Genomic DNA, 24298 nt, shown 5'->3' with positions numbered 1-24298 from the left:
TCAGTCGACCGGTACGAAGGTGGCGAAGAACGTCTGGAGGATCTCCGAGTTCTTCTCCCAGTCCAGATCCTGGACCCTGAACGTGATCTGGTAGGCGGTCAGGCCGTTGACGGCGATGTAGCGCGTCAGCCCGTGCATCGGGACGCCGTTGGACTGGACGTAGGTGTACTCCCAGTCCGCGGCCTTCCACGTGCGGTAGTTCACCGCCGTCACGCCGACCTCGGTGTATTCGTCCAGGCCCTTCTTGCTCGCCCTGCTCAGTGCCAGCACCGGCTCCGCGACCGGCACCTTGGCGACGACGATGTTCTGTCCGCCGCCCTTCGGCCCGGAGAAGGTGGCCGTTCCGCCGGCGCTCTCCTTCACCGTCCAGCCGTCGGGCACCGCGCCGGAGACGCCGGCGGCGTCCACCCGCTTGAAGCCCTCGGGGACCTCGCTCGGCCCGGCGGGGGTCAGCGGCTCGGCCGCCGTGGAGATCGCCGTGGACGGGGTCGCGGGGGCCGCGGGATCGGAGTTCCCGCCGGGCAGGAAGACGAGCAGCCCGGCGACCACGATGGCCAGCACGCCGCCCCCGCCGAACATCAGCAGGCGGACGTCGGGACCGCCGCCCTCGTTTCCCTGCGCGCGGCGCGCGCTCCCGCGCGCCCCGCTCCGGCCGGGAGAGGTCGGACTCTGCGAGTCCCGTACGGCGGCGCGGGAGGGCGCCTCCGGCGAGGAGGGGGTGGGCCAGAGCGCCGCCTCGCGGGCCCGGGACGCCTCGCTCTGCCCGCCGCGCCGCGGTGCGGCCGGTGGCGCGGACAGCGGCGCGGCCGGCGCGGCGACGGGCAGGTCGCCCGAGAAGCTGGTCAGCGGGTCGAACGGGTTGCCGTCGGGCCCGGTCGCCGGGATGCGCAGCGCGTCGTAGCCGCGCTGGTGCCCGCCGGTCAGGCCGGTGGCCGCGTCGGCGGGCGGCCCGCCCGCCCGCGGGAACCCGCCGGAGGCGGAGGCGGGGAAGGACAGCAGGTCCGCGCGCTGGGATCCCGACGGGCCGGAGAGCGCGTCGTAGGGGAGCGGGTGGCCACCGGAGGAGTCGTTGCCCGAGCCGTACGGCACCCGGATCGGGCCGGAGGGCGTCTCGATGATCCGGGAGGGCATCGGCCCCGACGGCATGTCCAGCGGGGGCATCAGGTGGATCGGCATGGAGTCGCCGGGGACCGGCATCGACGAGGGCGAGGGGGTGGGCGCGCGGTTCGGGGTGCTGGAGCCGTGGCTGCGCAGTATCCGGTCGAGCAGGTCGGACACCTGCGAGGCGCTCATCCGGTCGGCGGGGTTCTTGCGGAGCAGGCCCTCGATGACGGTGATCAGGGCGCCGGCCCGCTGGGGGCGGCTGGGCTCCTGGGTGAGGATCGCGCCGAGTACGGCCACCGCGTCCGGACCCTCGTAGGGAGGCCGCCCCTCGACCGCCGCGTACAGGGTGGCGCCGAAGGACCACAGGTCGGAGGACTGCGTGACCGGCTGGCCCGACAGCCGCTCCGGCGGGATGTAGCCGGGCGAGCCCATCAGCAGGCCGGTCTGGGTGATCGCGACGTCGCCCTCGATCGCGGCGATGCCGAAGTCGGTGAGGACCACCCGGTCGGAGGTGAGCAGCACATTGCCCGGCTTGACGTCGCGGTGCATGATCCCGGCGGCGTGGGCGTGGCGGAGCGCGTCGAGCACCCGGACGCCGATCTCGGCGGCCTGCACCACCGGCAGCGGCCCGCTCTGCCGCACGGCCTGCTCCAGCGACCAGGCGCGGACCAGCTCCATCACGATCCAGGGGCGGCCGTCCTCCTCGACGACGTCGTGGACGGTGACGATGCCGGGGTGGCTGAGCCGGGCCGCCGAGCGGGCCTCGCGCAGCATCCGCCGGTGGGCTCCCTGGGTGCCCGCGTGGTCGAGCCCGTAGGGGAGGATCAGCTCCTTGACCGCGACGTCCCGGTCGAGCAGGACGTCGTGCGCGTGCCACACCATGCCCATGCCGCCACGGCCCACCGGTGACACCAGGCGGTAGCGCCTGCCCACCAGCCTGCCCTGGCCCTCCGGTGTTCCGCCGGCGGAATCGCCGCCCTCAGGCCCCTGGGGGTTTCTCCCGAGCAAGCGATCGGTCATCGTTCCCCGTTCCCCATAACCAGCGCTTTCGTGAGGTGGACACGATAGCGAGATGGCATTTGGTTATGGAAGTTTGCATGCTGAGAAAGCACGTGACGGTATTTGTCAGGATCGGTGTTCTCCGGATCACTGAGGTCTGCGCCCGCGCTCTGACGTCGCCGAATGCTACCGGCGGATGGCGGAATTGTCAGCTTTACCCAATCTTAATAGACAAAAGATCACTAAGACGCCGTATGTTCATGATCGGTCACCTCGGCCGCCGCGGCCAGCGCGGCCAGCGCCGAGGTGAAGGCCGAGGCGGGCGGGCTGACCAGGCCCGCGCCGACCTGTCCGGTCCCCGCGACCCGTCCGGCGATACCGGTGTTCACGGTGGGCAGCAGGCCCGTCCTGGCGACCAGCGTGACGTCGACGCCGACCGGCGTGCCCCGGAAGTCCAGCCCCGGGATCTGGTACGCGGGGTGCTCGGCCAGGGTGATCTCGTACATGGACCGGGTGGCCGCCATCGCGTCCGACACGTCGCCGCCGACGAACCTCACGATCGCCGGGGCCGCGGCCATCGCGAAGCCGCCCAGCCCCGCCGTCTCGGTGATCGTCGAGTCGCCGATGTCGGGGTTGGCGTCGTCCGGGCCGTACGCGCCCAGGTAGAGACCGTCCGGCACGCCCGCGGGGCCGGTGAACCACCGGTCGCCCAGCCCGGAGACCTGGACCCCGAAGTCCGTGCCGTTGCGGGCCATCGCGACGACCATCGTGGAGCCGGGGACGTCCCGGGCGGCGTCCGTGCTGACCTTGCACGCGGCCATGCCCGCGTTGAGGAAGAAGTGGTCGTTGCCGTTGACGAAGCGCAGGACCTCGGCGGCGTGGCCGGGAGCGGCCTCCACCACGTCGGGGGCGAGCTCGCGCACCAGCAGCGAGGTGGCGGCGCGGTTGCGGTTGTGCAGCTCGTCGCCCATCTGCAGGGCCTGCGCGGCCAGCGACCTGAGGTCGAGCGGCCCGCTCCGCTGCAGGGTGGCCTGGAGCACCGGGCCGAGCACCTCGGCCATCCAGCGCAGCCGTTCCAGCACCTCGGGACCGTACGCGCCGTACCGCAGCACCTTGCCCAGGCCCTCGTTGAGCGAGCAGTAGGCGGTGCCGCCGTGCTCGGCGTCGTGGACCTCGAACATCCACATCGACGGGGTGACCACGCCCGCCATCGGCCCGACGGTCCGGTGGTGGTGGCAGGAGTCGAACCGGGCCCGCCCGGCGGCCAGCCGCTCCTCGGCCTCCCCGGCGTCGGCGGCCAGACCCTCCAGCAGCATCGCCCCGATGAGCGCGCCCCGCATCGGGCCCGACGCCCGTTCCCACTCGATCGGCGGTCCCGCGTGCAGGAACGTCCCCCTCGGCAGGTCGAGCACCTCGTGCGCGGGCCGCACCCCGACGAGCTGAGGCCGCGCCGAGACCAGGCGGCCCACGGCCGTCTCGTTGGCGCGGACCCTGCGCGGGTCGGCCAGCACCCTGGCCAGGTCCGCCTCGGTGCCGGGCATCGGCGGGCGCCAGTCCACCCGGACCCGCGGGACGGCCTGCGCGTCCAGCGCCTCGCCGAGCACGTCGGCCCCCACAGTGATCACTTCCGGCTCGCCGGAAAGCATGGACAGCGTCATCAGTTCTCCCTGAACCTGAAAACGGTCAACGGGCGTTCGCGGTGATCCCGGCGGCCGCTCGCGCGGCGTACCCGGCGGCCCCGGCGTTGGACGTGAACACCGCGGCCCCCGCCGCGTTCAGGGCCCCGGCCTGCGCGGCCAGCCCCTGCGGGTCACCCTCGGAGCCGACCAGCGCGACCACCGCCGTGACGCCTCTCGCGACGGCCTCGGCGATCGCGGGCGCGAGCCTGGCGGAGGGGTCGGGGTCGGCGCCGTGGCCGAGCACCACGTCGAGCAGGACGACGTCGCCGGGCGGCACCTCGGCCAGGGCCTCCAGGCGGAGCGTCGGGTCGATCATCGGGTGGGCCCTGCCGACCGTGTAGGCGTCGTCGCCGAAGTCGGTGAACTCGCCGCGCCCGGCGACCAGCCGCCCCTCCACGCACAGCGTCCCGCCCGAGTAGATCCCCCGCAGGTTCCCCCCGGCTCCCGCGCCGCCCGTCCCGGGGACGGGCCAGGAGGGCCAGGTGGGGACAGGGACGCCGAGGGCGCGCAGGGCGGCCTCGGTCACCGAGGTCAGGTCGTCCCGGCCGGGACCGAGCAGGGCGGTCACGACCGGCGTGCCGAGTTTCGCCACGGCCTCCTCGACGGCCCGTGCGACCTCGGGGGCCGGAGGCTTGGAGATCAGGACGATCAGCTCCGTGGCCGGGTCGGCGTCGAGGGCCTCCAGGGCGCGCAGGGTGGACAGCCCGCCCACGTCCGCGGACAGGTCGCGACCGCCCACGCCCAGCACGTGCGACACCCCCACCCCCGCCAGGTCGAGCAGGCAGGTCACCTGCTGCGCACCGGTCCCCGAGGCGGCCACCAGCCCGACCGGGCCCGGCCGCAGGACGTTCGCGAAGCCGAGACCCGCCCCGCCGACCACCGCGGTGCCGCAGTCGGGACCCATGACCAGCACGCCGCGCTCGGCGGCGCGCCTCTTGAGCAGCACCTCCTGCTCGACCGGCACGTTGTCACTGAAGATCATCACGGACAGGCCCGCCTCGACGGCGTCCAGCGCCTCGGCGAACGCGTGCGGGCCCGGCACCGAGACCAGGGCCAGGGTGGCGGCGCGCTCGCGGGCCGCGGCGCGGACGGTCCGCGGGGGGCGCTCGGCGGCACCGCCGCCACCCGCGGACGGGGCCGACAGCGCGGCGAGCAGCCCGTCGAGTTCCGCGGACGCGGCCTCCAGGGCGTCCGCCTCGCCGCGCAGCGCGATCAGCAGGTCGGCGGGATCCGCCCGGGGAAGGTCGAAGCCCAGCTCGGCGGCGATCCCGAGGTTGAGCTCGGTGGCCATCGCCACCACCGCGACCTCCACGCCGGGCAGCGCGGCCGCCGCGCGGCTGACCCGCATCAGGCTCACGGAGTCGTGGTAGACCCCCGTACGCGTCCGGACCACATCAGTACTCGCCATTGCCCCCGCCTTCCAGATCGATCACCGCCGCGAGCCCGATCCGCAGCCCCCACGCCAGGTCCGCCCCGGAGGTGTGGCCCAGTTGCAGGAGGCGGTGCAGCGCCGGCTCCAGGGACTGCCGTCCCGCCACGCCCCGCAGCACGGCCAGCACCTCGCCGCTGGCCTCGCCCCGGGCGGCGCAGTGCAGCAGCGCCGCCGAGATGGGGGTGGTCCTGCCGCGCACGTCGAAGGTGACCGCCGCGGCCAGCCAGCCGGCCAGCCAGACGGCCCGGCCCGCCCCCGCCGCCCCGCCCAGATGGCGCAGCGCGACCAGCAGTCCCGCGAGCACGTCGTCACCGCTCGGCGTGAGCCCGGGACCCAGGCCGACCAGCTGCTCGGCGGCGACCACGCTCTTCAGCAGCGAGCCCTCGGCGCATCCCTGGGCCAGCAGGCCGGCCGCGCCGTTGCCCTCCAGCCCCGGACGCCTCGGCGACCGCTCGCACAGCTCCGCCATCGCGGGCAGCGAGCGGGCCAGCCGCGCGACGTCCACGGCGCCGAGCGGCGGGGCCGGGTTCCACCAGCGGTGGGCCCGCAGGCTGAGCCGCCCGACGTCGATCGAACCGTCGCCGACGGACGCCTCGTCGCCCACCGCGACCTTCGGCATCGGGCCGGTGACCACCATGGCGTTGGGCAGGCGGGTGGCCTCCCCGGTCACCACCGCGATGACCTGCGGTTCCAGCTCGGTGCGTACCTCAAGGTAGACGCCGGCGGGGAAGGCCGCCAGCACCCGCGCCGGGCGGCGGGGCGCCTCCAGCATCCGGCGCAGGGCCGTGCTGGCCGCGCCGGTCCGGTGTGTCCGTACGTGTACGCGCTGCGCCCTCGGGCGCGTCTTGACGCTCATGAGCGCTCCTCGGCCGGCCCCGTGGGTGTGAAGGTGCTCTCTCCAGCGGTTCGCTCGCTCACGGACTCCCCCATCCATTGAGCCGACGGTAGAACGGGCGCGGACACAGGCCGTACGGAGAAAGCTGCCAACAGTCTGCCCAAAGGTTGGCTCTTCCTGACAGACGGGTCCATCAGTCACAATCACCTCATGGAACCCCCCGTGCGCCCGGCGAGCACCGGAACGATCATCCATGGCGTCGCCGTCGGCGAGGTCCTCGGCGTCTCGACACTGGCGGGGGCCCGGCTGATCGCGGGGGAGCGGGGCCTGGACCGCGTCGTGCAGCGCCTCAACGTGATGGAGGTGCCCGACGTCCTGGCCTGGGTCAAGCCGCACGAGCTGCTGCTCACCACCGGCTACCCGCTGCGCAACACCCCCCAGTCGCTCGGCAGGCTGGTGGCCGACCTCGACGAGCGCGGCCTGGCCGCGCTCGCCGTCAAGCTCGGCCGCTATCTCGACGAGCTGCCCGAGGAGATGGTGGAGCAGGCCGACCGGCTGGGCTTCCCGCTCATCCAGCTTCCCGACAACGTCGGCTTCGACGACATCCTCAACCAGGTCCTGACCGACATCCTCAACCGCCAGGCCGCCGTGCTGGCCAGGGCCGAGGAGGCGCACCGGGCGCTGGTCCAGGTCGTGCTCGCCGGGGGCGGGCTGCGCGAGGTGACGGCCGAGGTCGCCGGGCTGCTGGGCGTGGGGGTGGCGGTGCTGGACGGGACGGGCCACGTGCTGGCCGCGGCCGGGCCCGTCGAGCACGTGGCCACGCTGCGCGAGGCCCCTGGGGCCGCCGGAACCCCTGAGGGGCACCACACCTCGGTGCCGGTCGTGGCGGGTGGCCACCACCACGGCAGGATCGTCGCCTGCGGCCCTGTCGGGTCCATCGGTGACGGCGACGTCGGCATTCTGGAACGTGCCGCCACGGTCGCCGCGCTGGTGGTGACCCGGCAGGAGGCGGTCAACGCCGTCGAGAGCAAGTACCGCGCCGACTTCCTGCGCGACGTGCTCACCGGCAGGGCCGGGGGCTCCGAACGGGTCGCCTCCCGGGCCAGGGCCTTCGGCTGGGACCTGCAGCGCCCGGTCACCGTGCTGGTGGCCGAGCTCGACCCCGAGGGTGACGAGCGGGCCGCCCAGGACCGCCTGGTCACCTGCTGGACCGGCGCGATGCGCCGCCACGACGTGCGCGGCGCGGTGGCCGGGTTCTCCCACGAGGTCGTCACCGTCGTGGACGCGTCCGTCGACGCGGGCCGCCTGGCCAAGGACGCCGCGGCGGCCTTCGCCGAGTCCCTGCCCGCCACCTTCTCCACCGGCGCCAGCCGCACCGCCATCGGGGCCGAGGCGCTGCCCGAGGCGTACGGCCAGGCGCTGAAGGCCGCGCGGGTGGGCCGCCAGCTGCACGGCAACGGCGCGGTCGCGCACTTCGACCAGCTCGGCGTCTACCGGCTGCTCTCCCTGGTCAACGACACCGCCGAGCTGCACGCCTTCGTCCGCGAGACCCTCGGGCCGCTCGCCTCGGACGACGACGCGGAGAACGCCGACCTGCGCCGTACGCTGCAGGTGCTGCTGGAGACCAACCTCAACGTGGCCGAGACGGCGCGCAGGCTGCACTTCCACTACAACACGCTGCGCTACCGGATCGGCAAGCTGGAACGCATGCTCGGCGGCTTCACCGAGGACGCCCACCTGCGCCTGAACCTCACCCTCGCCCTGCACGTCCTGCGGATGCGCGGGATCTGACGGGATCTAAGCTGTTCGGCGTGAACGAGACCTTCGAGCTGGACACCGAATACATCCCGCTGTGCGACCTGCTCAAATACTGCGGCGTCACCGAGACGGGCGGCCAGGCCAAGCACTTCATCGCCGACGGCAACGTGCTGGTGGACGGCGAGGTCGAGCTCCGCAAGACCTGCAAGATCCGCGACGGGCAGGTGGTGACCGGCGACGGCTTCGAGATCCACGTGGTCGCGAAGTAGTGCGCGTCATGCGTGACTCCCGCCGGGCCGGCGGGTGCACCGTGCGTGATCCTCGCCGGGCCCGCGGGGGCGACGTACGCGATTCTCACCGGGCGGGTAGATAGGCCGTGCGCGAGGTGTCCACTGGTCGGCCGCTCAGATTTGGCAGATCATGACGGTGTAAGGGCATGCTTTCCGTCCTAACGTGCCCGCAACAGCTGTAAGGGGATTCGCCGGAGGGAAGCCCGCGGGGTGGTCACCGACCGACGGCCCGGTGAAAGGTGGGGCTCGATGGTTGCAGGTTGGACGAAACACGGCGACGGCAGGACACTCGCCCCGGGAGAGGTGGTCAGACCCGACGAGCGGCTGTCGTGGCCGCGCATGGTCGGGTTCGGGGCGCAGCACGTCGTCGCGATGTTCGGCGCGACCTTCGTCTTCCCCCTGGTGATGGGACTCGACCCCAACGTCGCCATCATGTTCTCGGGCGTCGGAACGATCATGTTCCTGCTCATCGTGAAGGGGAAGGTCCCCAGCTACCTCGGCACCAGCGCCTCGTTCGTGGGCGGTGTGCTCGCCATCCGGGCGCTCATGGGCGGCGACACGCCCGCCACCGACGCGATCGTCACCGGCGCCATCCTCGTCGCCGGGCTCGTCCTCGCGCTCGTGGGCGTGGCCATCCACTTCCTCGGCGTGCAGATCATCAACCGCGTCTTCCCACCGGTCGTCACCGGCGCCGTCGTCATGCTGATCGGCTTCGGCCTGGCGTACGTCGTCGCCGACATCTACTGGCCGCAGGACCAGTGGATCGCCCTGATCACGATGACCGTCACCTTCGTCATCATCGTGCTCTTCAAGGGCTTCATCGGCAGGATCGGCATCCTGCTCGGCCTGGTCATCGGTTTCCTGCTCTCCTGGGTGGCCGACAGGGTCTTCGGGAACATCACCGCCTTCAACGCGGCCACCGGCGCGGTCGACACGCACCCCAGGGTGAACTTCAGCGGTGTGGCGTCGGCCGACTGGATCGGCCTGCCGAGCATGCACTTCCCCGACTTCAGGTTCTCCGCCGTGCTGCTGGTCCTCCCGGCGGTGATCGCGCTGGTCGCCGAGAACGTCGGCCACGTCAAGGCCGTCGGTGAGATGACCAAGACCGACGTCGACCCGTACATGGGCCGGGCGGTCGCCGCGGACGGCGCCGCCACCGTCGTGGCCAGCGCCTTCGGCGGCTCCCCGACCACCACCTACGCCGAGAACATCGGCGTGATGGCCGCCACCCGCGTCTACTCGACGGCCGCCTACTACATCGCCGCCGTCATCGCGATCCTGTTCGGACTCTGCCCCAAGTTCGGCGCGCTGGTCGCGGCCACGCCGGGCGGCGTGCTCGGCGGCATCACCGTCATCCTGTACGGCATGATCGGCCTGCTCGGCGCGAAGATCTGGGTCGAGAACCGGGTCGACTTCGCCGACCCCGTCAACCTCGTCCCGATCGGGGCCGGGATCATCCTCGCCATCGGCCCGGTCAAGCATATGATCAGTTCGGACTTCACGCTGGAGGGCATCGCCCTCGGCACCATCGTGGTGGTGGCCGGCTACCACCTGCTCCGGGTCATCGCCGGGCGCGGCGGCACCGGCGGCGGCGCCGGTCCAGAGGTGTCCGAGCCGCAACGAGAGGCCGCCGGGTGAAGCCACCCCCGTTCGAATACCACGCCCCCCGCTCCCTCGGCGAGGCGCTCGACGCCCTCGCCGGGGCCGGGGAGCACGGCAAGGTGCTCGCCGGGGGGCAGAGCCTGATCCCGCTGCTGAACATGCGGCTGGCCGCCCCTGACCACCTGGTCGACATCAACCGGCTGCCGGAGCTGGCGTTCGTCGACGTCGCACCGGACGGTGTCCGGGTCGGCGCCCTGGCCAGGCACGCCCAGGTGGAACGGCACGAGCCGGCCGCCGCCGCCCAGCCGTTGCTGCGCCAGGCGCTCCGGCTGGTGGCCCACCCGGTGATCCGCAACCGGGGAACCGTCGTCGGCAGCCTGGCCCACGCCGACCCCGCCGCCGAGCTGCCCGCCGTCCTCACCCTGCTGAAGGGCTCGGTACGGCTGGCGCGGCCCGGCGCGGTCAGGGACGTCCCCGCGGACGCCTTCTTCACCGGCCCGCTGGAGTCGGCCCTCGCCCCGGGCGAGCTGGCCGTCTCCGCGTTCTTCCCCGCGCCGCCCCCGCGCTCGGGCACCGCGTTCCGCGAGGTCGCCCGGCGGCACGGCGACTACGCCCTGGCCGGGATCGCGGCGCTGGTCGTCCTGGACGACGACCTGAGGATCACCTCGGCCGCGGTGGCGTGCGTGAGCCTCGCCCTCGTCCCGCTGTTCGTCGACGTCACCGAGGCCGTCGGCCACCGCCCGGCCGCCTCGGCCGACTGGGACTCGGCGGCCCGGGTCGTACGGGAACGGGTCGATCCCGAGACCGACATCCACGCGACCGCCGCCTACCGGCGGCACCTCGCCGGGGTCCTCACCGAGCAGGCACTCCGTGACGCCGCCAGGGAGGCCGCGGATGCATGAGATCACGCTGACCGTCAACGGGGTGCTCCGGCAGGCCGAGGTCCCGGCGCGGCGGCTGCTGTCCGACTGCCTGCGGCACGATCTCGGGCTGACCGGCACGCACGTCGGGTGCGAGCACGGGGTCTGCGGCTGCTGCACGGTGCTGCTGGACGGCGAGCCCGTCCGCTCCTGCCTGACGTTCGCGGTCACCGTGGACGGGCGCGACATCACCACCGTCGAGGGGCTCGCCGACGGGGACGGCACGCTCTCGCCGGTGCAGCGGGCCTTCGCCGAGTGCCACGGCCTGCAGTGCGGCTTCTGCACCCCCGGCTTCCTGTGCACGGTGACCGCGCTGCTGCGCGACAACCCGGCGCCGACCGACGAGGAGGTGCTGGAGGGCATCTCCGGCAACCTGTGCCGGTGCACCGGGTACCAGAACATCGTCAAGTCCGTCCACCGCGCGGCCGAGATCATGGCGGAGGAGCCGTGAGCGGGCGTGGCGAACACCCGGGCGGGCGAGGCGGGGGACACGTCCCGGCGGGCCGGCAGGTGAGGCGATCATCATGACCACGAAACTGTTCGGCGAACCGGTCACCCGGCGCGAGGACCCCCGGCTGCTGACCGGGCAGGGCCGCTACGTCGACGACCTGGGAGCCGGGGCGCTGGAGGCGGCGTTCGTCCGGTCCCCGCACGCCCACGCCAGGATCCGCGACATCGACGTCTCGGCCGCCGTCGAGGTCGACGGGCTGGTGGCGATCTACACCTGGGAGGACCTGCCCGGCGCGCTCGCCCAGCCGCTGCCGCTGCTCATCCCGCACCCGGCGCTCACCCACGGCCGCACCGCGTACCCGCTGGCCCGCGAGATCGTCAGGCACGTCGGCGAGCCCGTCGTGATGGTCGTCGCCCGCGACCGCTACCTCGCCGAGGACGCCTGCGCGCTCATCCGGGTCGACTACGAGATCCTCAAGCCGGTGGTCGGCGTGGAGGAGGCCGCGCAGTCCGCCCAGCTCGTCCACGAGGGCGTGCCGGGCAACGTCGGCGCGCACCTGGTCCAGGAGGTGCCCTCGGCCGCCGGGCTCGGCGCGCGCGAGGCGATCGACGCCGCGCCGCACACCTTGTCCTTCCGGCTCGACATCGAGCGCAGCGCGTCCATGCCGCTGGAGGGACGCGGCGTGCACGCCCGCTGGGACGCCGACGACCGGTCCCTGCGCGTCCACTCCAGCACCCAGACCTCCACGAGCGTCCGCATGGCCATCGCGGCCAAGCTCGGCCTGCCGCTGCCGAAGGTCGAGGTGATCGCCCCCGACGTGGGCGGCGGCTTCGGTGTGAAGATCGTGCACCCGTGGCCGGAGGAGATCCTGGTCCCGTGGGCGGCGATCACGCTCGGCCACCAGGTCAAGTGGACCGAGGACCGGCGCGAGCACTTCGTCTCCTCCGCGCACGAGCGGGCCCAGGTGCAGTCGGTCCGGGTCGGCTTCGACGACGAGGGCCGGGTGCTCGGCCTGGACGTCGAGATCCTGCACGACCACGGCGCCTACACGCCGTACGGGATCATCGTGCCGATCATCACCTCCACCCAGCTGCTCGGTCCCTACCGGATCGGCGCCTACCGGGTCGAGTTCTCCTCGATCTACACCAACACCGTGCAGGTCACCCCGTATCGCGGGGCGGGCCGCCCCCAGGGGGTCTTCTGCATGGAGCGGACCATGGACCACATCGCCGAGCATCTCGGGGCCGACCGCACGGCGGTGCGCGCGGCCAACTTCATCCAGCCCGACGAGTTCCCCTACGACCAGGGCCTGATCTTCCAGGACGGCCGCCCGCTGATCTACGACAGCGGCGACTACCCCGAGTCGCTGCGGATGCTCAAGGAGCTGATCGGCTGGGACGACTTCCCGGCGCGCAAGGCCCGCGCCGCCGAGGAGGGCCGCACGATCGGGATCGGCGTCGGCTGCTACGTCGAGGGCACCGGCGTCGGCCCGTACGAGGGCGGGCACGTCCAGATCACCTCCGACGGCCGGGTGCACGTCTCCACCGGCCTCACCTCCCAAGGCCAGGGCCACGAGACGGTGTTCGCCCAGATCGCCGCGTCCGAGCTGGGCGTGCCGATGGAGCGGGTCTCGGTCGTCACCGGCGACACCCGCAGGTTCGGCTACGCGGTCGGCACGTTCGCCTCGCGCGCCGCGGTGATGAGCGGCAACGCGATCGCGCTCGCCTGCAGGAAGGTGAGGGAGAAGGCGCTGCGGATCGCCGCCGACGCGCTGGAGGCCGACCCGCGCGACCTGGAGATCGTCGACGGGGAGGTGCGGGTGGCGGGCACCCCCGGCGCCTCGATCCCGCTGGCGACCGTGGCGGTGCTGTCCAACCCGCTGCGCTACGCCTTCGACGAGGAGGCGGCGAGGGCCACCCAGTTCGCGGGCGCCGCGGCCTACGACCGGCCGCCGGTGGCGGAGGGGGAGGAGCCCGGGCTGGAGGGCCGCGACTACTACTCGCCGATCCGCTCGACCTTCGCCTCCGGCATGCACGCGGCGATCGTCGAGACCGACCCGCTCACCGCCGAGATCCGCATCCTGCGCTACGCCGTCGTCCACGACTGCGGCAGGCTGATCAACCCGATGATCGTCGAGGGCCAGATCCACGGCGGGGTCGCCCAGGGCGTCGGCGGGGCCCTGTACGAGAAGATGGTCTACGACGGCCACGGCCAGTTGCTGAACGCCTCGTTCATGGACTTCCTGATGCCGTACGCCACCGAGGTGCCCTTCATCGAGACCGCCCACCTGGAGACGCCGTCCCCGCTCAACCCGCTCGGCATCAAGGGCGCGGGCGAGGCGGGGGTCATCCCGGTCTCGGCGGTGATCGCCTCGGCGATCGAGGACGCGGAGGGGATCAGGATCGACAGGATGCCGATCTCCCCGTCGGACCTGTTCGACCTGCGTCGCGCCGCCGCGGGCTGACCCCTGGCGTTTTCAGGGTCTGCGGGGCCAGGCCTTCTCGGCCGGGCAGGACCCGTTCCCAGGGGGATGAGGGAATCTTCCCGAACTCCGCGGGATCATCCGGCCGGGCGGTCGTGGTCCCGGACGGTGCCGAACCGGACCGGCGGGGAGCCGCTCCGGGTCATACGTCGCCGGCCGGGAGATGTTGCTCACTCCAGCGCGACAACGGCTGAAGGGCGGAGATCAGCTCTTCGGCGTCGGGCGTGAGGGCGTAGGTGATCTGGACCGGCATGCTGGGGATCACCGTGCGTTCGATGAGCCCGCGGGCCTGGAGTTGCTTGAGCCGCAGCGTGAGCTGCGGATCCGAGATGCCCGGCACCAGGGCGCGGTACTCCTTGAACCGGCGGGCGCCGCGGACCGCGGCGAGCAGGATCGGCCCGGTCCAGCGGGTCCCGATGATGTCGATCGCGCGCAGGATGCGGTGGCAGTGCTCCTCGTCGATCGGAGCGCTGGGCGGCGTAGTCACTTTCCAAATGTAAGTAACTTTGGTGTCCTTTGCCAACCCGGGCCGGCGGATGGATGCTTTTGACGACCGACGAAAGGGAGGGGCGTCATGACCACGCGAACCGTGCCGGCGAGCCGGAAGGTGAACCGGGTTCTCGACAAGGTGGACATCGGTGCGACCGCGATGTCCGATCACAGCGCGATGATCATCGCACCGGGCAACAGCGCCTGGACCGATCCATTCCTGGTGATGGGGGAGGAACTGGTCAACCAACCGGGGTTCGACTGGCACCCGCACCGCGGGCTGGAGACCGTGACCCTGATCCTGGACGGGGCCCTGGAGCACGGCGACAGCATGGGCAACGCCGGTGTGCTCGGGGCGGGGGACGTGCAGTGGATGACCGCGGGGCGGGGCATCATCCACCGTGAGGTCGCCGCCCGCTCCGAGCGGGCCCACATCATCCAGATATGGGTCAACCTGCCGGCGCATCAGAAGATGGTACCCACCCGCTACCAGGACCTGCGGGCCGGCATGCACGCCGTGCACACCGAGGACGGTGTGCTGGTCCAGCTGATCTCGGGGGAGACCGGGCCGGCACGCGGGCCGGCGCTCAATCACTGGCCGATCCTGGGCATGGTGATCACGCTCGACCCGAGGACCGAGTACCGGCAGCTGCTCGACGGGGACCAGCGCGCGTTCGCGTACGTGCTCTCGGGCCGGCTGACGATCGCCGGCCGGACCGTGCACGCCGGGCAGGTCGCCTGGTCCGATCCGGTGTCCCGGCAGGGCGACGCGACCACGCTGACCCTGGCCACCGGCGACGGTGACGAACAGACCAAGGTGATGCTGTTCGCCGGGCGGCCCATCGGTGAGTCCGTGTACGCCAGCGGCCCCTTCGTGATGAACACTCGCGCCGAGATCGAACAGGCCTACCGCGACTTCCACTCCGGCAAGTTCGGCAAGATCCCCCGGCACACACGCCTGCCCGCCGGTGCGTAGTCGGCCGGGGTCGCCGCTTGTCGAACACGCGTGGCAACGCCTCTTCGTGTTCGCGCGGCGGCTTGGAACATCCTCATCGCCTCACCCCCGTACGGGTGAGGGACCAATGCTGTGAAGGGATCCATCCCATGAGCAACACCGACGGTGCCGTTCCCGAGGGACTGGTGCCGGCCGAGGTGCTCGCCTCGACCGGCCCGGTCGCCGTTCACGCGGTGGGCCGCGCGAAGCCCGGTAAGGACAAGGAGTTCGAAGAGCTGATCAAGTCGGTCGTTCCGCTGATACGCGCGGAACAGGGCTGCGAGCAGTACGTGGTCCACACCAGTGACGAGGAACCCGGCGTTTACGCGATCTACGAGCGTTTCTCGAGCGGTGCGGACATGGTGCGGCACATGCGGCAGCCGTTCGTGCAGGAGTACTTCGGCCAGGCGGGCAGGCTCCTGGAAGGGCGACTCGAGGCGAAGTGGCTCCGGCCCCTGGACGCCTGACACGCGATGGCAGGCCCGGTACGGCGAGGCCGGACGGCGCAGACCGTTCCCCTCGCGAGGGTTCCGACACGGGAGCGCGATGCGGGAAGACCGGTCAGCCCCCGGTCACCGCAGGGGGAGCGCCGACCGTGCCGGTCCACTGGTCGTTGATGCGCAGCCGGTCGGCGTCGTTCACCACGAAGATGCCGTTGTGCGGGTAGATGGTGTTGTCCTGCGACAGGTGGACGTAGTGGTACTCCGTGTCGGATCGGTGGCCGGGATCTGGGGCGCCGGGCGCGGCCGGCCTCGCCGCGGGGGTGGCGGTGGAGGCCGGGCCTCCGAGATCGGCTCGCTCGGAGTCTCCGACCGGTACGCGCTACGGGTCGCTGCGGGGGAACAGCCTGTCCAGGTGATAGTCCACCGTCGCCACGACGGCCTCCGGGGTGTGGTGGCCGATCAGCGCCGGGTTGACGAGGCCCTGGACGAGGGCGAACAGGATCGTCGCCTCACGCTCGGGGTCGAGGGTCGCCGGGACCTGACCGTCGCCCTGGGCGATCCTGATCTGCTGGGCGTAGAACCCGATGACGTGGGGCAGGGCGGCCCGCAGGAGGTCCGCGAGGTCGACGGCCACGACCGACCGGGCCAGGTAGGCCAGTGCGATGCGGGCCTCGGTGCGGCGCTCGTCGTCCAGCGGCAGCAACTCCAGGATTGCGGCGCGTACGAGTTCTCGCGGTGAGCCCCGATCCCGGGCGGCGGCGATCCGCAGGCCGATGCGCGCGTTCAGGTGCTCGAGCGCGACCATCAGCATCTCGTCCTTGGTCGCGAAGTAGTGCTGGACCATCCCCATGGACACGCCCGCCTCCGCCGCCACCTCCCGCAGGCTGACGGCGTCCAGCCCGTCCCTGTCGATGACCCGGTGGAGGGCCTCGGCGATGTGGCGCCGCCGCACCTCGTGATCCACCTTCTTCGGCATCCGTTTTTCCCATGCGGTCGTATTGAATGCGGCATCTCTTCTTTTTACAATGCGAGTGCATTGTATTGTGCCGTCCGAGGAGGCCGTGCCCATGCCCGTCTTTACCGCACGCAGTGTCGGCGCCCCGTCGGGCACGGAAGGCCCGCCCGCATGCGAGTGCTGATCATCGGGATCGGCACCCGAGGCGACGTCGCCCCTTACACCGGGCTGGGCTGCCGGCTCCGTGCCGCCGGGCACGAGGTGGCGATCGCGGCCCATGAGCCCCACGCCGAGATGGTGAGGGCGTGTGGACTGGAGTTCCGGCCGATCCCCGGCGACCCGCTCCCCCTCCTTCCCGCGGGCAAGGGGCATGGGCGGACGTCCATGACCGCCAAGGTCGGGATGTTCGCCGAGTACGAGCGCCAGACGGGCGACGGGATCGTGGCCGCGGCCGAACGCGGTGCCGACGTGCTGCTCCTCAACGTGCCGGCTTCGGCCGGAATCCACGTGGCCGAGGCCATGGGGGTTCCGAGCATGGGGGCGTATCTCCAGCCGGTCGATCCGACCGGTGACTTCTCCCCGGTCCTGGGCGCGTTCACCCGTTCGCTGGGCCGATGGGGCAATCGCACGGCGGCCCGGCTGGCGTTCACCACGCCCTCGCCGGTTTATCTGGGCGCCAGAAGACTGCGTGCCCGCCTGGGGCTTCCCGGTGCCACCGCCACCGCGACGTACCGTCGTCGCGAATCCACCCGCTGGCCGGTCTTCCACGGCTTCAGCCCGAGCGTGCTGCCGCGCCCGGCCGACTGGAGGGAGGGGCTCGAGGTGACCGGATACTGGTGGCCCGAGGATCCACCGGGCTGGCGACCGCCCGCGAAGCTGGTCGATTTCCTGGACGCGGGGCCGCCGCCGGTCTTCATCGGGTTCGGCAGCATGGGTTCCGGCCCCCTCGCGCGGGCGGACGAGGTGGCCGTGACCGCGTTGCGGCGGGCCGGGCTGCGCGGGGTGCTGCAGACCGGCACGGCTGACCCGGGCCTCGGCGGTGACGACGTGTTCCATGTCGGAGACGTGCCGCATTCCTGGCTGTTCCCTCGGATGGCCGCGCTGGCACACCACGCCGGCTGCGGGACCACGGCGGCCGGGCTGCGCGCCGGAGTGCCCGCCGTCGGGGTGCCGGCGATGGCCGACCAGCGGCTGTGGGCCTCGCGTCTCGCGGCACTCGGCGTGGGACCGGCCGCGATCCCTCTCGAACGCCTGTCGGCCGGGCGACTCGCGGCCGCCCTCGACGCCGCCGTGTCGGAGCGGTCCTATCGCGACAGGGCCGGGATTCTCGCCGGGCGGATCGAGGCCGAGGACGGTGCCGGAGCCGTCGTCGAGGCGGTGGGCAGGATCGGCGGCTGATCCGGTGGGGCGCCGGCGACGTGCGGCGGCACCGGGCGGCGAGGCTCGTGAGCCGCGGCGGGTCCCTCGGAGGCCGGCGAGCGGCCGTTTACGGAGGGTCGCCGGATCGTCACCATCCGGGATGTGACACCGTGGATGTGTATCTCGTGAACCGTACGCGCCGCCCTCACCGCAGGGGACGCCGGGGCGAAGAGGAGTGATCATGTCGAAGCCGCCGCTTCCCGAGGAAGCAGTCGCCATGCTGAGGAAACCGAATCACGCCGTCATCACCACGCTCCGGCCCGACGGCCAGCCCGTGTCCACGGCCACCTGGTATCTCTGGGACGACGGCCGGATCCTGGTCAACATGGACGGGGGCCGCAAGCGGCTGGAGCACCTGCGCGAGGATCCCCGGGTCTCCCTCACCGTGCTCGACGAGAAGGACTGGTACACCCACGTCAGCGTCGTCGGGCACATCGCCGAGATGCGCGACGACGGAGATCTGACCGACATCGACCGGCTGGCCCGCCAGTATCTGGGGAAGGAGTATCCGGACCGGAACCGCAGCCGAGTCAGCGCCTGGATCGAGGTCGATTCCTGGCACGGCTGGGGCGCGCACAAGGACAGCGACCAGCCCGGCTGACGTTCACTCCCGTCCGGGTGCCGGGCGGCCCGCCGGTCGAGACCGGATCTCGCCCGGCCTGACGGGCCGTCCCCGGACCGAACGCGGCCGGATGCCGAGGAGGCGGGCGGCGCCGGGGCGTCAGGTGACGTTCGTCGCGACGTAGACGGTGTTGGCCGACTCGCCGCCCCGCAGCGGGTTGGGGAAGGTGACGACGTGCGCCCGCGAGGTCGCGAAGACCTCCGCGAGCACGGCGGCGAAGTCCGGGTCCGGCGGGTCGTCCGACCACAGGGCGAAGACACCGCCCGGATGGAGGCGTTCGGCGAGCCGGCGCAGGCCCTCGGGGGTGTAGAGGGCGGCGTGGCTCGGGTGCAGCACGTGGCGCGGCGTGTGGTCGATGTCCACCAGGACGGCGTGGAAGCGCCGGTCCGGGGTCTCGGGGTCGAGGCCCGGACCGGCGGCGACCATCGCGAAGAAGTCACCGTGGACCAGGCGGCAGCGGGGGTCCGACATCAGCCGGGCGCCGACCGGCAGCAGCTCCCGCTCGTGCCACTCGATCACCTCGCCGAGCGCGTCGATCACGACGAGCGAGCGCACGCGGGAGTCCTCGAGCACGGCCTGGGCGGTGTATCCGAGCCCGAGCCCGCCCACGGCGACGTCGAGGTCCGAGCCCGGCAGCGCCGCCAGCCCGAGCCGGGCCAGCTCGATCTCGGCCACCGTGAACAGGCTCGACATGAGGAAGTCGTCGTCGAGTTTGATCTCGTAGACGTCGATGCCGAGCGAGGGTTCGCGCCGGCGCCGCAGGCTGATGGCGCCGATCGGCGTCGGACGCCAGTCGATCTCCTCGAAACGCGCGCTCATCGCAGCCGTCCGTCCATGGCGAAGGAGGCGGCCGGGCCGATGCCCGGGTCGGCCCCGGTGGTACCGGGCCTGAATCTATCCTGGCGGAGGCGTTTCGGTGGTCAGGGCAGGAGGGCGCGGACCTCGGCGAGCAGGTCGCACTGCTCGCGCCAGTCGCCTCCGGCGAATCCCAGGACCACGTGACGCGCCCCTGCCTCACGGTAGGCGGCCAGCTGCTCGGCCGCCCGTGCGGGTTTCCCGGTGACGGGGAGTCTCGTCGCCTCCTCCAGCGGGATGCCGTACCCGGTGATGCCCGAGGCGATGGAGGCGCGGGTGGGCAGGCCGGGTGCCGAGCCGAGGACGCCGGTGGCGCCGATGGCGACGACCGGCTCCGGGCGTCCGTGGGCGGCGGCGAGTTCGGCCAGCACGGCCCTTCCCGAGGCCACCGCGGCCGGGGGGACCATCGAGGGGAACCAGCCGTCCCCGTGGCGGGCCGCCCGCCGCACGGCCACCGCCGACGCGTTGCCGACCCAGATCGGCGGGGGCGTCACGGCCGGTTCGAGCCGCACCTTCGCCGGCTCGTCCGCCAATGTGACGGTCTCGCCGGCCAGCAGGCGCGGGAGCAGGTCCAGCGCGGTGTCGGTCCGCCTGCCGCGCTCGCCGTACGGCACCCCGGCCGCCGCCCACTGCCCGGCTCCGCCGCCGGACCCGACGCCCAGCACCAGCCGCCCGCCCGAGACGTGCTGCAGGCTCGCGATCTGCTTGGCCGACCAGGCGAGGGGACGGATCGCCGGGACGAACACGCTCGCCCCGATCCGGATCCGCGTCGTCGCCCCCGCCGCGACGGCCAGTGCCACGGCGCAGTCCAGCGAGGCCGCCCCGGTGGCCAGGTGGTCGCCGTGCCAGACGCCGTCCAGCCCCGCCTCCTCCGCGTGCCGCGCGGCGGTGCCCAGGTCGAGCCGCTGCTCCCGCTGCACGGCGACGGAAGGCAGGATCACTCCGATGTCCATGGAGGCCATCCTTCAACCTCAAGTCCCCTTGAGGTCAATCCGCGGCGGGTGGCCGGGCGTGAGGGGAGCGCCTCAGGCGGCGGCCCGGGGGAAGACCTGGGCGGGGTCCAGGGCGGCCGCCGCCTTGACCTGCACGCTGATCGGGTCCGCGAGGATCTCCGCCGCTCCGGCCTCGATGCCGTCGAGCGCCTTCCGCGCGATCTCGGGGGCCGGGGTCTTCTGCACGGTCGGGTCCCGCAGGATGTCGGTGTCGGTGAAGCCCATGTGAAGGCTGGACAGCTCCACGCCCCGCGCGGGGAGCGTGTCGCGCAGGCCGTTGGTCGCCATCAGGAGCGCGGCCTTGGTCGACGCGTACGCGGTGTACGACCCGAAACCGGGCGCCACGAGGAGGCCCAGGGCCGAGTTGACGTTCTGGATGTGGCCGCCGCCGTTGCCGGCGATGACCGGGGCGAAGGCGCGCATGAGCCGCAGCGGGCCGAAGAAGTTCACCTCGAACTCGCGGCGGACGTCGTCGAGGTCGTGGGTCAGGATGTCGTCGATGGCGAGGTCCACGCCGGCGTTGTTGATCAGGACGGTCACGTCGGAGGCCTGCTCGGCGGCCGCGGCGACCGCCTCGGGGTCGGTGACGTCCAGCTTCAGGGGCACGGCGTTCGGGGTGGAGACGGTCTTCGGGTCCCGGGCGGCGGCGTACACCTTGCGCGCGCCCCGCGCCAGAGCCTCCTCGACCAGGGCCCTGCCGATTCCGCGGTTGCCGCCGGTGACGAGCACGACGGCGTCTTGGATCTTCATGTGAGCCTCCAGAAGGTGGAAACCGATCGGTTTCCGCCATGGTAAACCGATCGGTTTCCAACGCCAAATCGGGAGGTACCCTTCAGGGGTGAGCACGATCCTGAAGGCCACCCCCCGCGAGCGGCTGCTGCGCGCCGCGGCGGACCTCTTCTACCGCGAGGGCATCACCGCGACCGGTGTCGAGCGGCTCTGCCGGGCGGCCGGGGTCTCGAAGCGGTCGATGTACCAGCTCTTCGAGACCAAGGACGAGCTGGTCGCGGAGAGCCTGGCGCTGCTCGGGGCGGACGTCCTCGCGGACTACTTCCCGGATGAGGCGGCCGGGCTGACCCCGCGCGAGCGGATCGTGCACGTCTTCGAACGGCTGGAGGCGCTGGCCGGAGATCCGGCCTTCCGCGGGTGCCCGTTCGTCGGCACCGCCACCGAGCTCAAGGACCCGGCCCACCCGGCGGCCCTGGTGGCCCGTGCGCGCAAGCAGGAGCTGACCGACTTCTTCGCGCGGCAGGCCGCGCTCGGCGGCGCGGACGATCCGGAGACGCTGGCGAACCAGCTGACGATCGTGTTCGACGGGCTGGCCGCCCGCGCGGTGGTTCGGGGGAGCGGGGTCGGGGGGCTGGCCGTCACCACCGCGTCGGTGCTGCTGGACGCCGGCGGGCTGCGCGCCGGTTAGGCCCGTTCCGGGCCGGGAGCCGGTCGTGGGGAGCGGGGGCGGCCGTCGGTCTCTCGAATCCCCTGGGCCTCCCGGGACTTCCGGGCTTTCCCGGGTCTTCCGGACCGCTCCGGGCCGGAGGCCTGGGCGGTCGTCAGGTGGGAGGGTGTCCGCGGCGGCCGGCGTTCAGCCGCGGGCGGAGCGCCGCGGTTTGGGAGGAGCGCCGTCGGGGTCCAGCTCCTCGACGAGCCGGCAGGCGCTGTGCACCGGGTCCACGCTGTTGGCCTGGACGGCCAGCTTCCGCAGCAGCTCCCGGAACACCGAGCGGTCGGCCGGGTCCAGCGGTGCCAGCACGTGCTCCTCGGCGTGTTCCAGCCGGGACTGCGTGTCGGTCCAGGTCGCCCTGCCCCGCTCGGTGGCGACGACGCGCTTGTTGCGCCGGTCGGCGGGGTCGGGGCGGCGCTCGACCAGGCCGGCCTTCTCCAGGTCGTCGAGCAGGTAGGTCATCACCGTCTTGTCGACGCCGAGGCGCTGTGCCAGCGCGCCCTGGCCGCCGGGCAGCCCCTGGACCGCGGCGACGAGGACCTGGTAGCCGCGCGGGCCACCGGGGAGATGGCTGACCAGCGCGTTCGCGGTCCTGACGTAGGAGCGGAAGACCACCCCGAGTGTCCAGCCCAGATCGGTGTCCAGGGCGTCCGGGGTCTCGGCGCCGGAACGTGGGGTTGCGGGCATGTCACGAGATTACCAGGATCGACGGTCGTCAAGACCTTCTGTTTGACAATTCATCTGCTTTGCATACGATCTGTCGTGCCGCACCATCGCGGCGCCACGCGTCCACGCGTCCGGGAACCCGGGCATCCGGGAGACGCGTGCCGCGCAGCCGAGATGACGCACCGAGGAGAGACATGGCCGACTACGGGCACGAGCTGCTGTTCGGGACCTTCCTGACCCCGATGGCCGACCAGGCCGAGAGAGTCGTCGCGCTCGCCCGGCTCACCGACCAGGCCGGTCTGGACCTGGTGACCGTGCAGGATCATCCGTACCAGGCGCGGTTCCTGGACACGTGGACGCTGTTGTCGGTCATCGCGGCGAGCACCTCGACGGTGCGGGTGTCGCCGAACGTGGCGAACCTGCCCCTGCGCCCGCCCGCGGTGCTCGCCCGCAGCGTCGCGACCCTGGACATCCTCAGCGGAGGCCGCGTCGAGCTCGGGCTCGGAGCGGGCGGCTTCCGGGACGGCATCGCCGCCGTCGGCGGCCCCCGGCTGACCGCCGCCCAGGGGGTCGACGCGCTGGAGGAGGGCATCCAGGTCATCCGAGCCATATGGGCGGAAGGGGGCGAAGCCGTACGGGTGGACGGCCACCACCACCGCGTCTGGGGGGCGCATCCCGGTCCGGCGCCCGCCCACGAGGTCGGCATCTGGCTGGGGGCCTACAAGAAGCGCATGCTCGACATGACCGGCAGGCTCGCGGACGGCTGGCTGCCCACCCACGCCTACGCCGCCCTGGACGCCCTCCCGGCCATGAACGCGATCATCGACGAGGCCGCTCTCGGCGCGGGGCGCTCACCGGCCGACGTACGGCGCCTGTACAACATCGCCGGCACCTTCACCGGTTCCGGCCGGGCCTTCCTCCAGGGGCCGGCGAGCGTCTGGGTCGAGCAGCTCGCCGAGCTCACCCTGGAGCAGGGGATGAGCGCCTACATCCTCGCGAGTGACGACCCCGACGACATCCGGCGCTTCGCCGCCGAGGTCGTCCCCGGCGTGCGCGAGCTCGTGGCCGCCGAGCGCGCCGCCTCGAGCGCGCCGGCCGCCGAGGACCGGTCCCGGCCGGCCGGGACGGGCACGCGGGCCGGTGACCGGAGCGCGTCACCGGCCACCGCGCCCGCCACCTCACCGGCCACCGTCGTGCCCGCCCGCACCGGAGGCGGGGCCCCCGCACTGGGGTTCATGCCGACCCCGGACGACGGCACCCGGCTCACCGACGTCCGGGTCTGGGACGAGTCCACCCGTCCCACCGGCCCGGCCCCCGACCCGGCCCGCACCTACACCGCCAGGGAGCAGGCGGCCGGACGCCATCTCGTCGACGTCCACGACCAGCTCCGCCAGGAGCTCGCCGAGGTCCGGCGGCTCGTCGAGGAGGTCACCGCCGGGGCGATGGATCCCGGCGTCGCGCGCTCGCACATCAACACGATGACGATGCGCCAGAACAACTGGACGGCCGGGGTGTACTGCGAGTCCTACTGCCGGATCGTCACGACCCACCACACCATCGAGGACCAGAGTCTCTTTCCCCATCTGCGCCGGGCGGACCCCAGGCTGGCGCCCGTCGTCGACCGTCTGGAGCAGGAGCACCACGCCATCCACGAGGTGCTCGAAGGCGTCGACCGGGCGCTGGTCGCCTTCGTCTCGGAACCCGACGGTCACAAGGCCCTGTGGGCCGCCCTGGACCTGCTGACCGACGCGCTTCTGTCGCACCTGTCCTACGAGGAGAGGGAGCTCGTCGAGCCGATCGCCCGGCTCGGCGCGCACTGAGGCGGCCGGTACCGAGAGGTGTCCGGTACTGAGACGGCCGGTCGAGGCGG

At 72.6% G+C, this 24298-nt stretch carries 22 protein-coding genes; 12 read left to right on the top strand and 10 right to left on the bottom strand.

The features are described from left to right. The 4 genes from ACTOQ3_RS19240 to ACTOQ3_RS19225 form a co-directional block, all read right to left on the bottom strand. Nucleotides 1-2124 (bottom strand): protein kinase domain-containing protein, encoded by a 2124-nt coding sequence (locus tag ACTOQ3_RS19240; protein ID WP_440084750.1) that lies wholly within the window; start codon nucleotides 2122-2124, stop codon nucleotides 1-3. Between the two features lie 221 nt (nucleotides 2125-2345). Beyond that, nucleotides 2346-3761, bottom strand: a complete 1416-nt coding sequence (locus tag ACTOQ3_RS19235) for a DUF1116 domain-containing protein (protein ID WP_440084749.1) — start codon at nucleotides 3759-3761, stop codon at nucleotides 2346-2348. A 25-nt stretch (nucleotides 3762-3786) separates the two neighbouring features. Next, nucleotides 3787-5190, bottom strand: coding sequence for an FdrA family protein (locus tag ACTOQ3_RS19230; RefSeq protein WP_440084748.1), 1404 nt, complete (start codon nucleotides 5188-5190; stop codon nucleotides 3787-3789). Continuing rightward, the gene (locus ACTOQ3_RS19225; RefSeq protein ID WP_440084747.1) at nucleotides 5177-6070 is read right to left on the bottom strand and encodes a DUF2877 domain-containing protein; all 894 of its coding nucleotides are present in this window, start codon (nucleotides 6068-6070) and stop codon (nucleotides 5177-5179) included. The genes ACTOQ3_RS19230 and ACTOQ3_RS19225 overlap by 14 nt, the downstream gene beginning before the upstream one ends. Nucleotides 6071-6259: 189 nt before the next feature. Here ACTOQ3_RS19225 and ACTOQ3_RS19220 point away from each other — a divergent pair, with 189 nt between their 5' ends. From ACTOQ3_RS19220 to cutA, 6 genes are all read left to right on the top strand, one after another. After that, nucleotides 6260-7840 carry a PucR family transcriptional regulator gene (locus ACTOQ3_RS19220; protein ID WP_440084746.1) on the top strand — a complete coding sequence of 527 codons (1581 nt, stop codon included), beginning with the start codon at nucleotides 6260-6262 and terminating at the stop codon, nucleotides 7838-7840. 20 nt (nucleotides 7841-7860) lie between these two features. Then, nucleotides 7861-8076, top strand: coding sequence for an RNA-binding S4 domain-containing protein (locus tag ACTOQ3_RS19215; RefSeq protein WP_362681009.1), 216 nt, complete (start codon nucleotides 7861-7863; stop codon nucleotides 8074-8076). Nucleotides 8077-8346: 270 nt separating this feature from the next. After that, on the top strand, nucleotides 8347-9735 hold the full coding sequence (locus ACTOQ3_RS19210; protein ID WP_440084745.1) for a uracil-xanthine permease family protein: 1389 nt from the start codon (nucleotides 8347-8349) through the stop codon (nucleotides 9733-9735). After that, nucleotides 9732-10601, top strand: a complete 870-nt coding sequence (locus ACTOQ3_RS19205; protein ID WP_440084744.1) for an FAD binding domain-containing protein — start codon at nucleotides 9732-9734, stop codon at nucleotides 10599-10601. The genes ACTOQ3_RS19210 and ACTOQ3_RS19205 overlap by 4 nt, the downstream gene beginning before the upstream one ends. Further along, nucleotides 10594-11070, top strand: a complete 477-nt coding sequence (locus ACTOQ3_RS19200; protein WP_350970475.1) for a (2Fe-2S)-binding protein — start codon at nucleotides 10594-10596, stop codon at nucleotides 11068-11070. The genes ACTOQ3_RS19205 and ACTOQ3_RS19200 overlap by 8 nt, the downstream gene beginning before the upstream one ends. 73 nt (nucleotides 11071-11143) lie before the next feature. Then, entirely contained in the window at nucleotides 11144-13534 is a 2391-nt protein-coding gene (cutA, locus tag ACTOQ3_RS19195) for an aerobic carbon-monoxide dehydrogenase large subunit (protein WP_440084743.1), read from the top strand. A 160-nt stretch (nucleotides 13535-13694) separates the two neighbouring features. On the opposite strand, the gene ACTOQ3_RS19190 is transcribed toward cutA, so the two are convergent. Further along, a complete protein-coding gene (locus ACTOQ3_RS19190) occupies nucleotides 13695-14039 on the bottom strand; it encodes a winged helix-turn-helix transcriptional regulator (RefSeq protein WP_440084742.1) in 345 nt (114 codons plus the stop codon). Nucleotides 14040-14126: 87 nt separating this feature from the next. On the opposite strand from ACTOQ3_RS19190, the gene ACTOQ3_RS19185 reads away from it, so the two are divergent. Then, a complete protein-coding gene (locus ACTOQ3_RS19185; protein WP_440084741.1) occupies nucleotides 14127-15017 on the top strand; it encodes a pirin family protein in 891 nt (296 codons plus the stop codon). A gap of 128 nt (nucleotides 15018-15145) precedes the next feature. After that, entirely contained in the window at nucleotides 15146-15502 is a 357-nt protein-coding gene (locus ACTOQ3_RS19180) for a putative quinol monooxygenase (RefSeq protein ID WP_440084740.1), read from the top strand. A 355-nt stretch (nucleotides 15503-15857) separates the two neighbouring features. Here the strand turns inward: ACTOQ3_RS19180 and ACTOQ3_RS19175 are convergent, their stop codons facing one another. Next, complete coding sequence (locus ACTOQ3_RS19175; protein ID WP_440084739.1) at nucleotides 15858-16454, bottom strand: TetR/AcrR family transcriptional regulator; 597 nt, start codon at nucleotides 16452-16454, stop codon at nucleotides 15858-15860. Nucleotides 16455-16604: 150 nt separating this feature from the next. On the opposite strand from ACTOQ3_RS19175, the gene ACTOQ3_RS19170 reads away from it, so the two are divergent. Next, nucleotides 16605-17831: a glycosyltransferase gene (locus ACTOQ3_RS19170; RefSeq protein WP_440084738.1), complete on the top strand. Its 1227-nt coding sequence runs from the start codon at nucleotides 16605-16607 to the stop codon at nucleotides 17829-17831. A gap of 202 nt (nucleotides 17832-18033) precedes the next feature. After that, a complete protein-coding gene (locus tag ACTOQ3_RS19165; protein WP_440084737.1) occupies nucleotides 18034-18453 on the top strand; it encodes a PPOX class F420-dependent oxidoreductase in 420 nt (139 codons plus the stop codon). Between the two features lie 120 nt (nucleotides 18454-18573). Here ACTOQ3_RS19165 and ACTOQ3_RS19160 read toward each other — a convergent pair whose 3' ends face one another. The 3 genes from ACTOQ3_RS19160 to ACTOQ3_RS19150 form a co-directional block, all read right to left on the bottom strand. Beyond that, a complete protein-coding gene (locus ACTOQ3_RS19160; protein WP_440084736.1) occupies nucleotides 18574-19293 on the bottom strand; it encodes a spermidine synthase in 720 nt (239 codons plus the stop codon). Nucleotides 19294-19394: 101 nt separating this feature from the next. Beyond that, on the bottom strand, nucleotides 19395-20282 hold the full coding sequence (locus ACTOQ3_RS19155) for an LLM class flavin-dependent oxidoreductase (protein WP_440084735.1): 888 nt from the start codon (nucleotides 20280-20282) through the stop codon (nucleotides 19395-19397). A 72-nt stretch (nucleotides 20283-20354) separates the two neighbouring features. Next, nucleotides 20355-21071: an SDR family oxidoreductase gene (locus tag ACTOQ3_RS19150; protein ID WP_440084734.1), complete on the bottom strand. Its 717-nt coding sequence runs from the start codon at nucleotides 21069-21071 to the stop codon at nucleotides 20355-20357. A gap of 88 nt (nucleotides 21072-21159) precedes the next feature. Here ACTOQ3_RS19150 and ACTOQ3_RS19145 point away from each other — a divergent pair, with 88 nt between their 5' ends. Beyond that, nucleotides 21160-21738, top strand: a complete 579-nt coding sequence (locus ACTOQ3_RS19145) for a TetR/AcrR family transcriptional regulator (protein ID WP_440084733.1) — start codon at nucleotides 21160-21162, stop codon at nucleotides 21736-21738. Nucleotides 21739-21903: 165 nt separating this feature from the next. Here ACTOQ3_RS19145 and ACTOQ3_RS19140 read toward each other — a convergent pair whose 3' ends face one another. Next, nucleotides 21904-22449 carry a MarR family winged helix-turn-helix transcriptional regulator gene (locus tag ACTOQ3_RS19140; RefSeq protein WP_440084732.1) on the bottom strand — a complete coding sequence of 182 codons (546 nt, stop codon included), beginning with the start codon at nucleotides 22447-22449 and terminating at the stop codon, nucleotides 21904-21906. A gap of 173 nt (nucleotides 22450-22622) precedes the next feature. Here ACTOQ3_RS19140 and ACTOQ3_RS19135 point away from each other — a divergent pair, with 173 nt between their 5' ends. Continuing rightward, complete coding sequence (locus ACTOQ3_RS19135) at nucleotides 22623-24248, top strand: LLM class flavin-dependent oxidoreductase (protein WP_440084731.1); 1626 nt, start codon at nucleotides 22623-22625, stop codon at nucleotides 24246-24248. The last annotated feature ends 50 nt before the right edge of the window (nucleotides 24249-24298 follow it).

It is taken from the genome of Streptosporangium sp. LJ11, assembly GCF_051918945.1.
Lineage (GTDB): Bacteria > Actinomycetota > Actinomycetes > Streptosporangiales > Streptosporangiaceae > Streptosporangium.
The sequence above is the reverse complement of the archived record's forward strand: the minus strand, read 5'-3'. Positions and strand labels throughout refer to the sequence as shown.

Excerpts from the sequence above, each read along its gene's own strand:
- ACTOQ3_RS19230 (WP_440084748.1), bottom strand. The coding sequence starts at position 5,190 with ATGGCGAGTACTGATGTGGTCCGGACGCGTACGGGGGTCTACCACGAC.
- ACTOQ3_RS19170 (WP_440084738.1), top strand. The coding sequence starts at position 16,605 with ATGCGAGTGCTGATCATCGGGATCGGCACCCGAGGCGACGTCGCCCCT.
- ACTOQ3_RS19235 (WP_440084749.1), bottom strand. The coding sequence starts at position 3,761 with ATGACGCTGTCCATGCTTTCCGGCGAGCCGGAAGTGATCACTGTGGGG.
- ACTOQ3_RS19175 (WP_440084739.1), bottom strand. The coding sequence starts at position 16,454 with ATGCCGAAGAAGGTGGATCACGAGGTGCGGCGGCGCCACATCGCCGAG.
- ACTOQ3_RS19220 (WP_440084746.1), top strand. The coding sequence starts at position 6,260 with ATGGAACCCCCCGTGCGCCCGGCGAGCACCGGAACGATCATCCATGGC.
- ACTOQ3_RS19225 (WP_440084747.1), bottom strand. The coding sequence starts at position 6,070 with ATGAGCGTCAAGACGCGCCCGAGGGCGCAGCGCGTACACGTACGGACA.
- ACTOQ3_RS19165 (WP_440084737.1), top strand. The coding sequence starts at position 18,034 with ATGTCGAAGCCGCCGCTTCCCGAGGAAGCAGTCGCCATGCTGAGGAAA.
- ACTOQ3_RS19180 (WP_440084740.1), top strand. The coding sequence starts at position 15,146 with ATGAGCAACACCGACGGTGCCGTTCCCGAGGGACTGGTGCCGGCCGAG.
- ACTOQ3_RS19155 (WP_440084735.1), bottom strand. The coding sequence starts at position 20,282 with ATGGACATCGGAGTGATCCTGCCTTCCGTCGCCGTGCAGCGGGAGCAG.
- ACTOQ3_RS19160 (WP_440084736.1), bottom strand. The coding sequence starts at position 19,293 with ATGAGCGCGCGTTTCGAGGAGATCGACTGGCGTCCGACGCCGATCGGC.
- ACTOQ3_RS19150 (WP_440084734.1), bottom strand. The coding sequence starts at position 21,071 with ATGAAGATCCAAGACGCCGTCGTGCTCGTCACCGGCGGCAACCGCGGA.
- cutA (WP_440084743.1), top strand. The coding sequence starts at position 11,144 with ATGACCACGAAACTGTTCGGCGAACCGGTCACCCGGCGCGAGGACCCC.
- ACTOQ3_RS19140 (WP_440084732.1), bottom strand. The coding sequence starts at position 22,449 with ATGCCCGCAACCCCACGTTCCGGCGCCGAGACCCCGGACGCCCTGGAC.
- ACTOQ3_RS19135 (WP_440084731.1), top strand. The coding sequence starts at position 22,623 with ATGGCCGACTACGGGCACGAGCTGCTGTTCGGGACCTTCCTGACCCCG.
- ACTOQ3_RS19185 (WP_440084741.1), top strand. The coding sequence starts at position 14,127 with ATGACCACGCGAACCGTGCCGGCGAGCCGGAAGGTGAACCGGGTTCTC.
- ACTOQ3_RS19210 (WP_440084745.1), top strand. The coding sequence starts at position 8,347 with ATGGTTGCAGGTTGGACGAAACACGGCGACGGCAGGACACTCGCCCCG.
- ACTOQ3_RS19240 (WP_440084750.1), bottom strand. The coding sequence starts at position 2,124 with ATGACCGATCGCTTGCTCGGGAGAAACCCCCAGGGGCCTGAGGGCGGC.
- ACTOQ3_RS19200 (WP_350970475.1), top strand. The coding sequence starts at position 10,594 with ATGCATGAGATCACGCTGACCGTCAACGGGGTGCTCCGGCAGGCCGAG.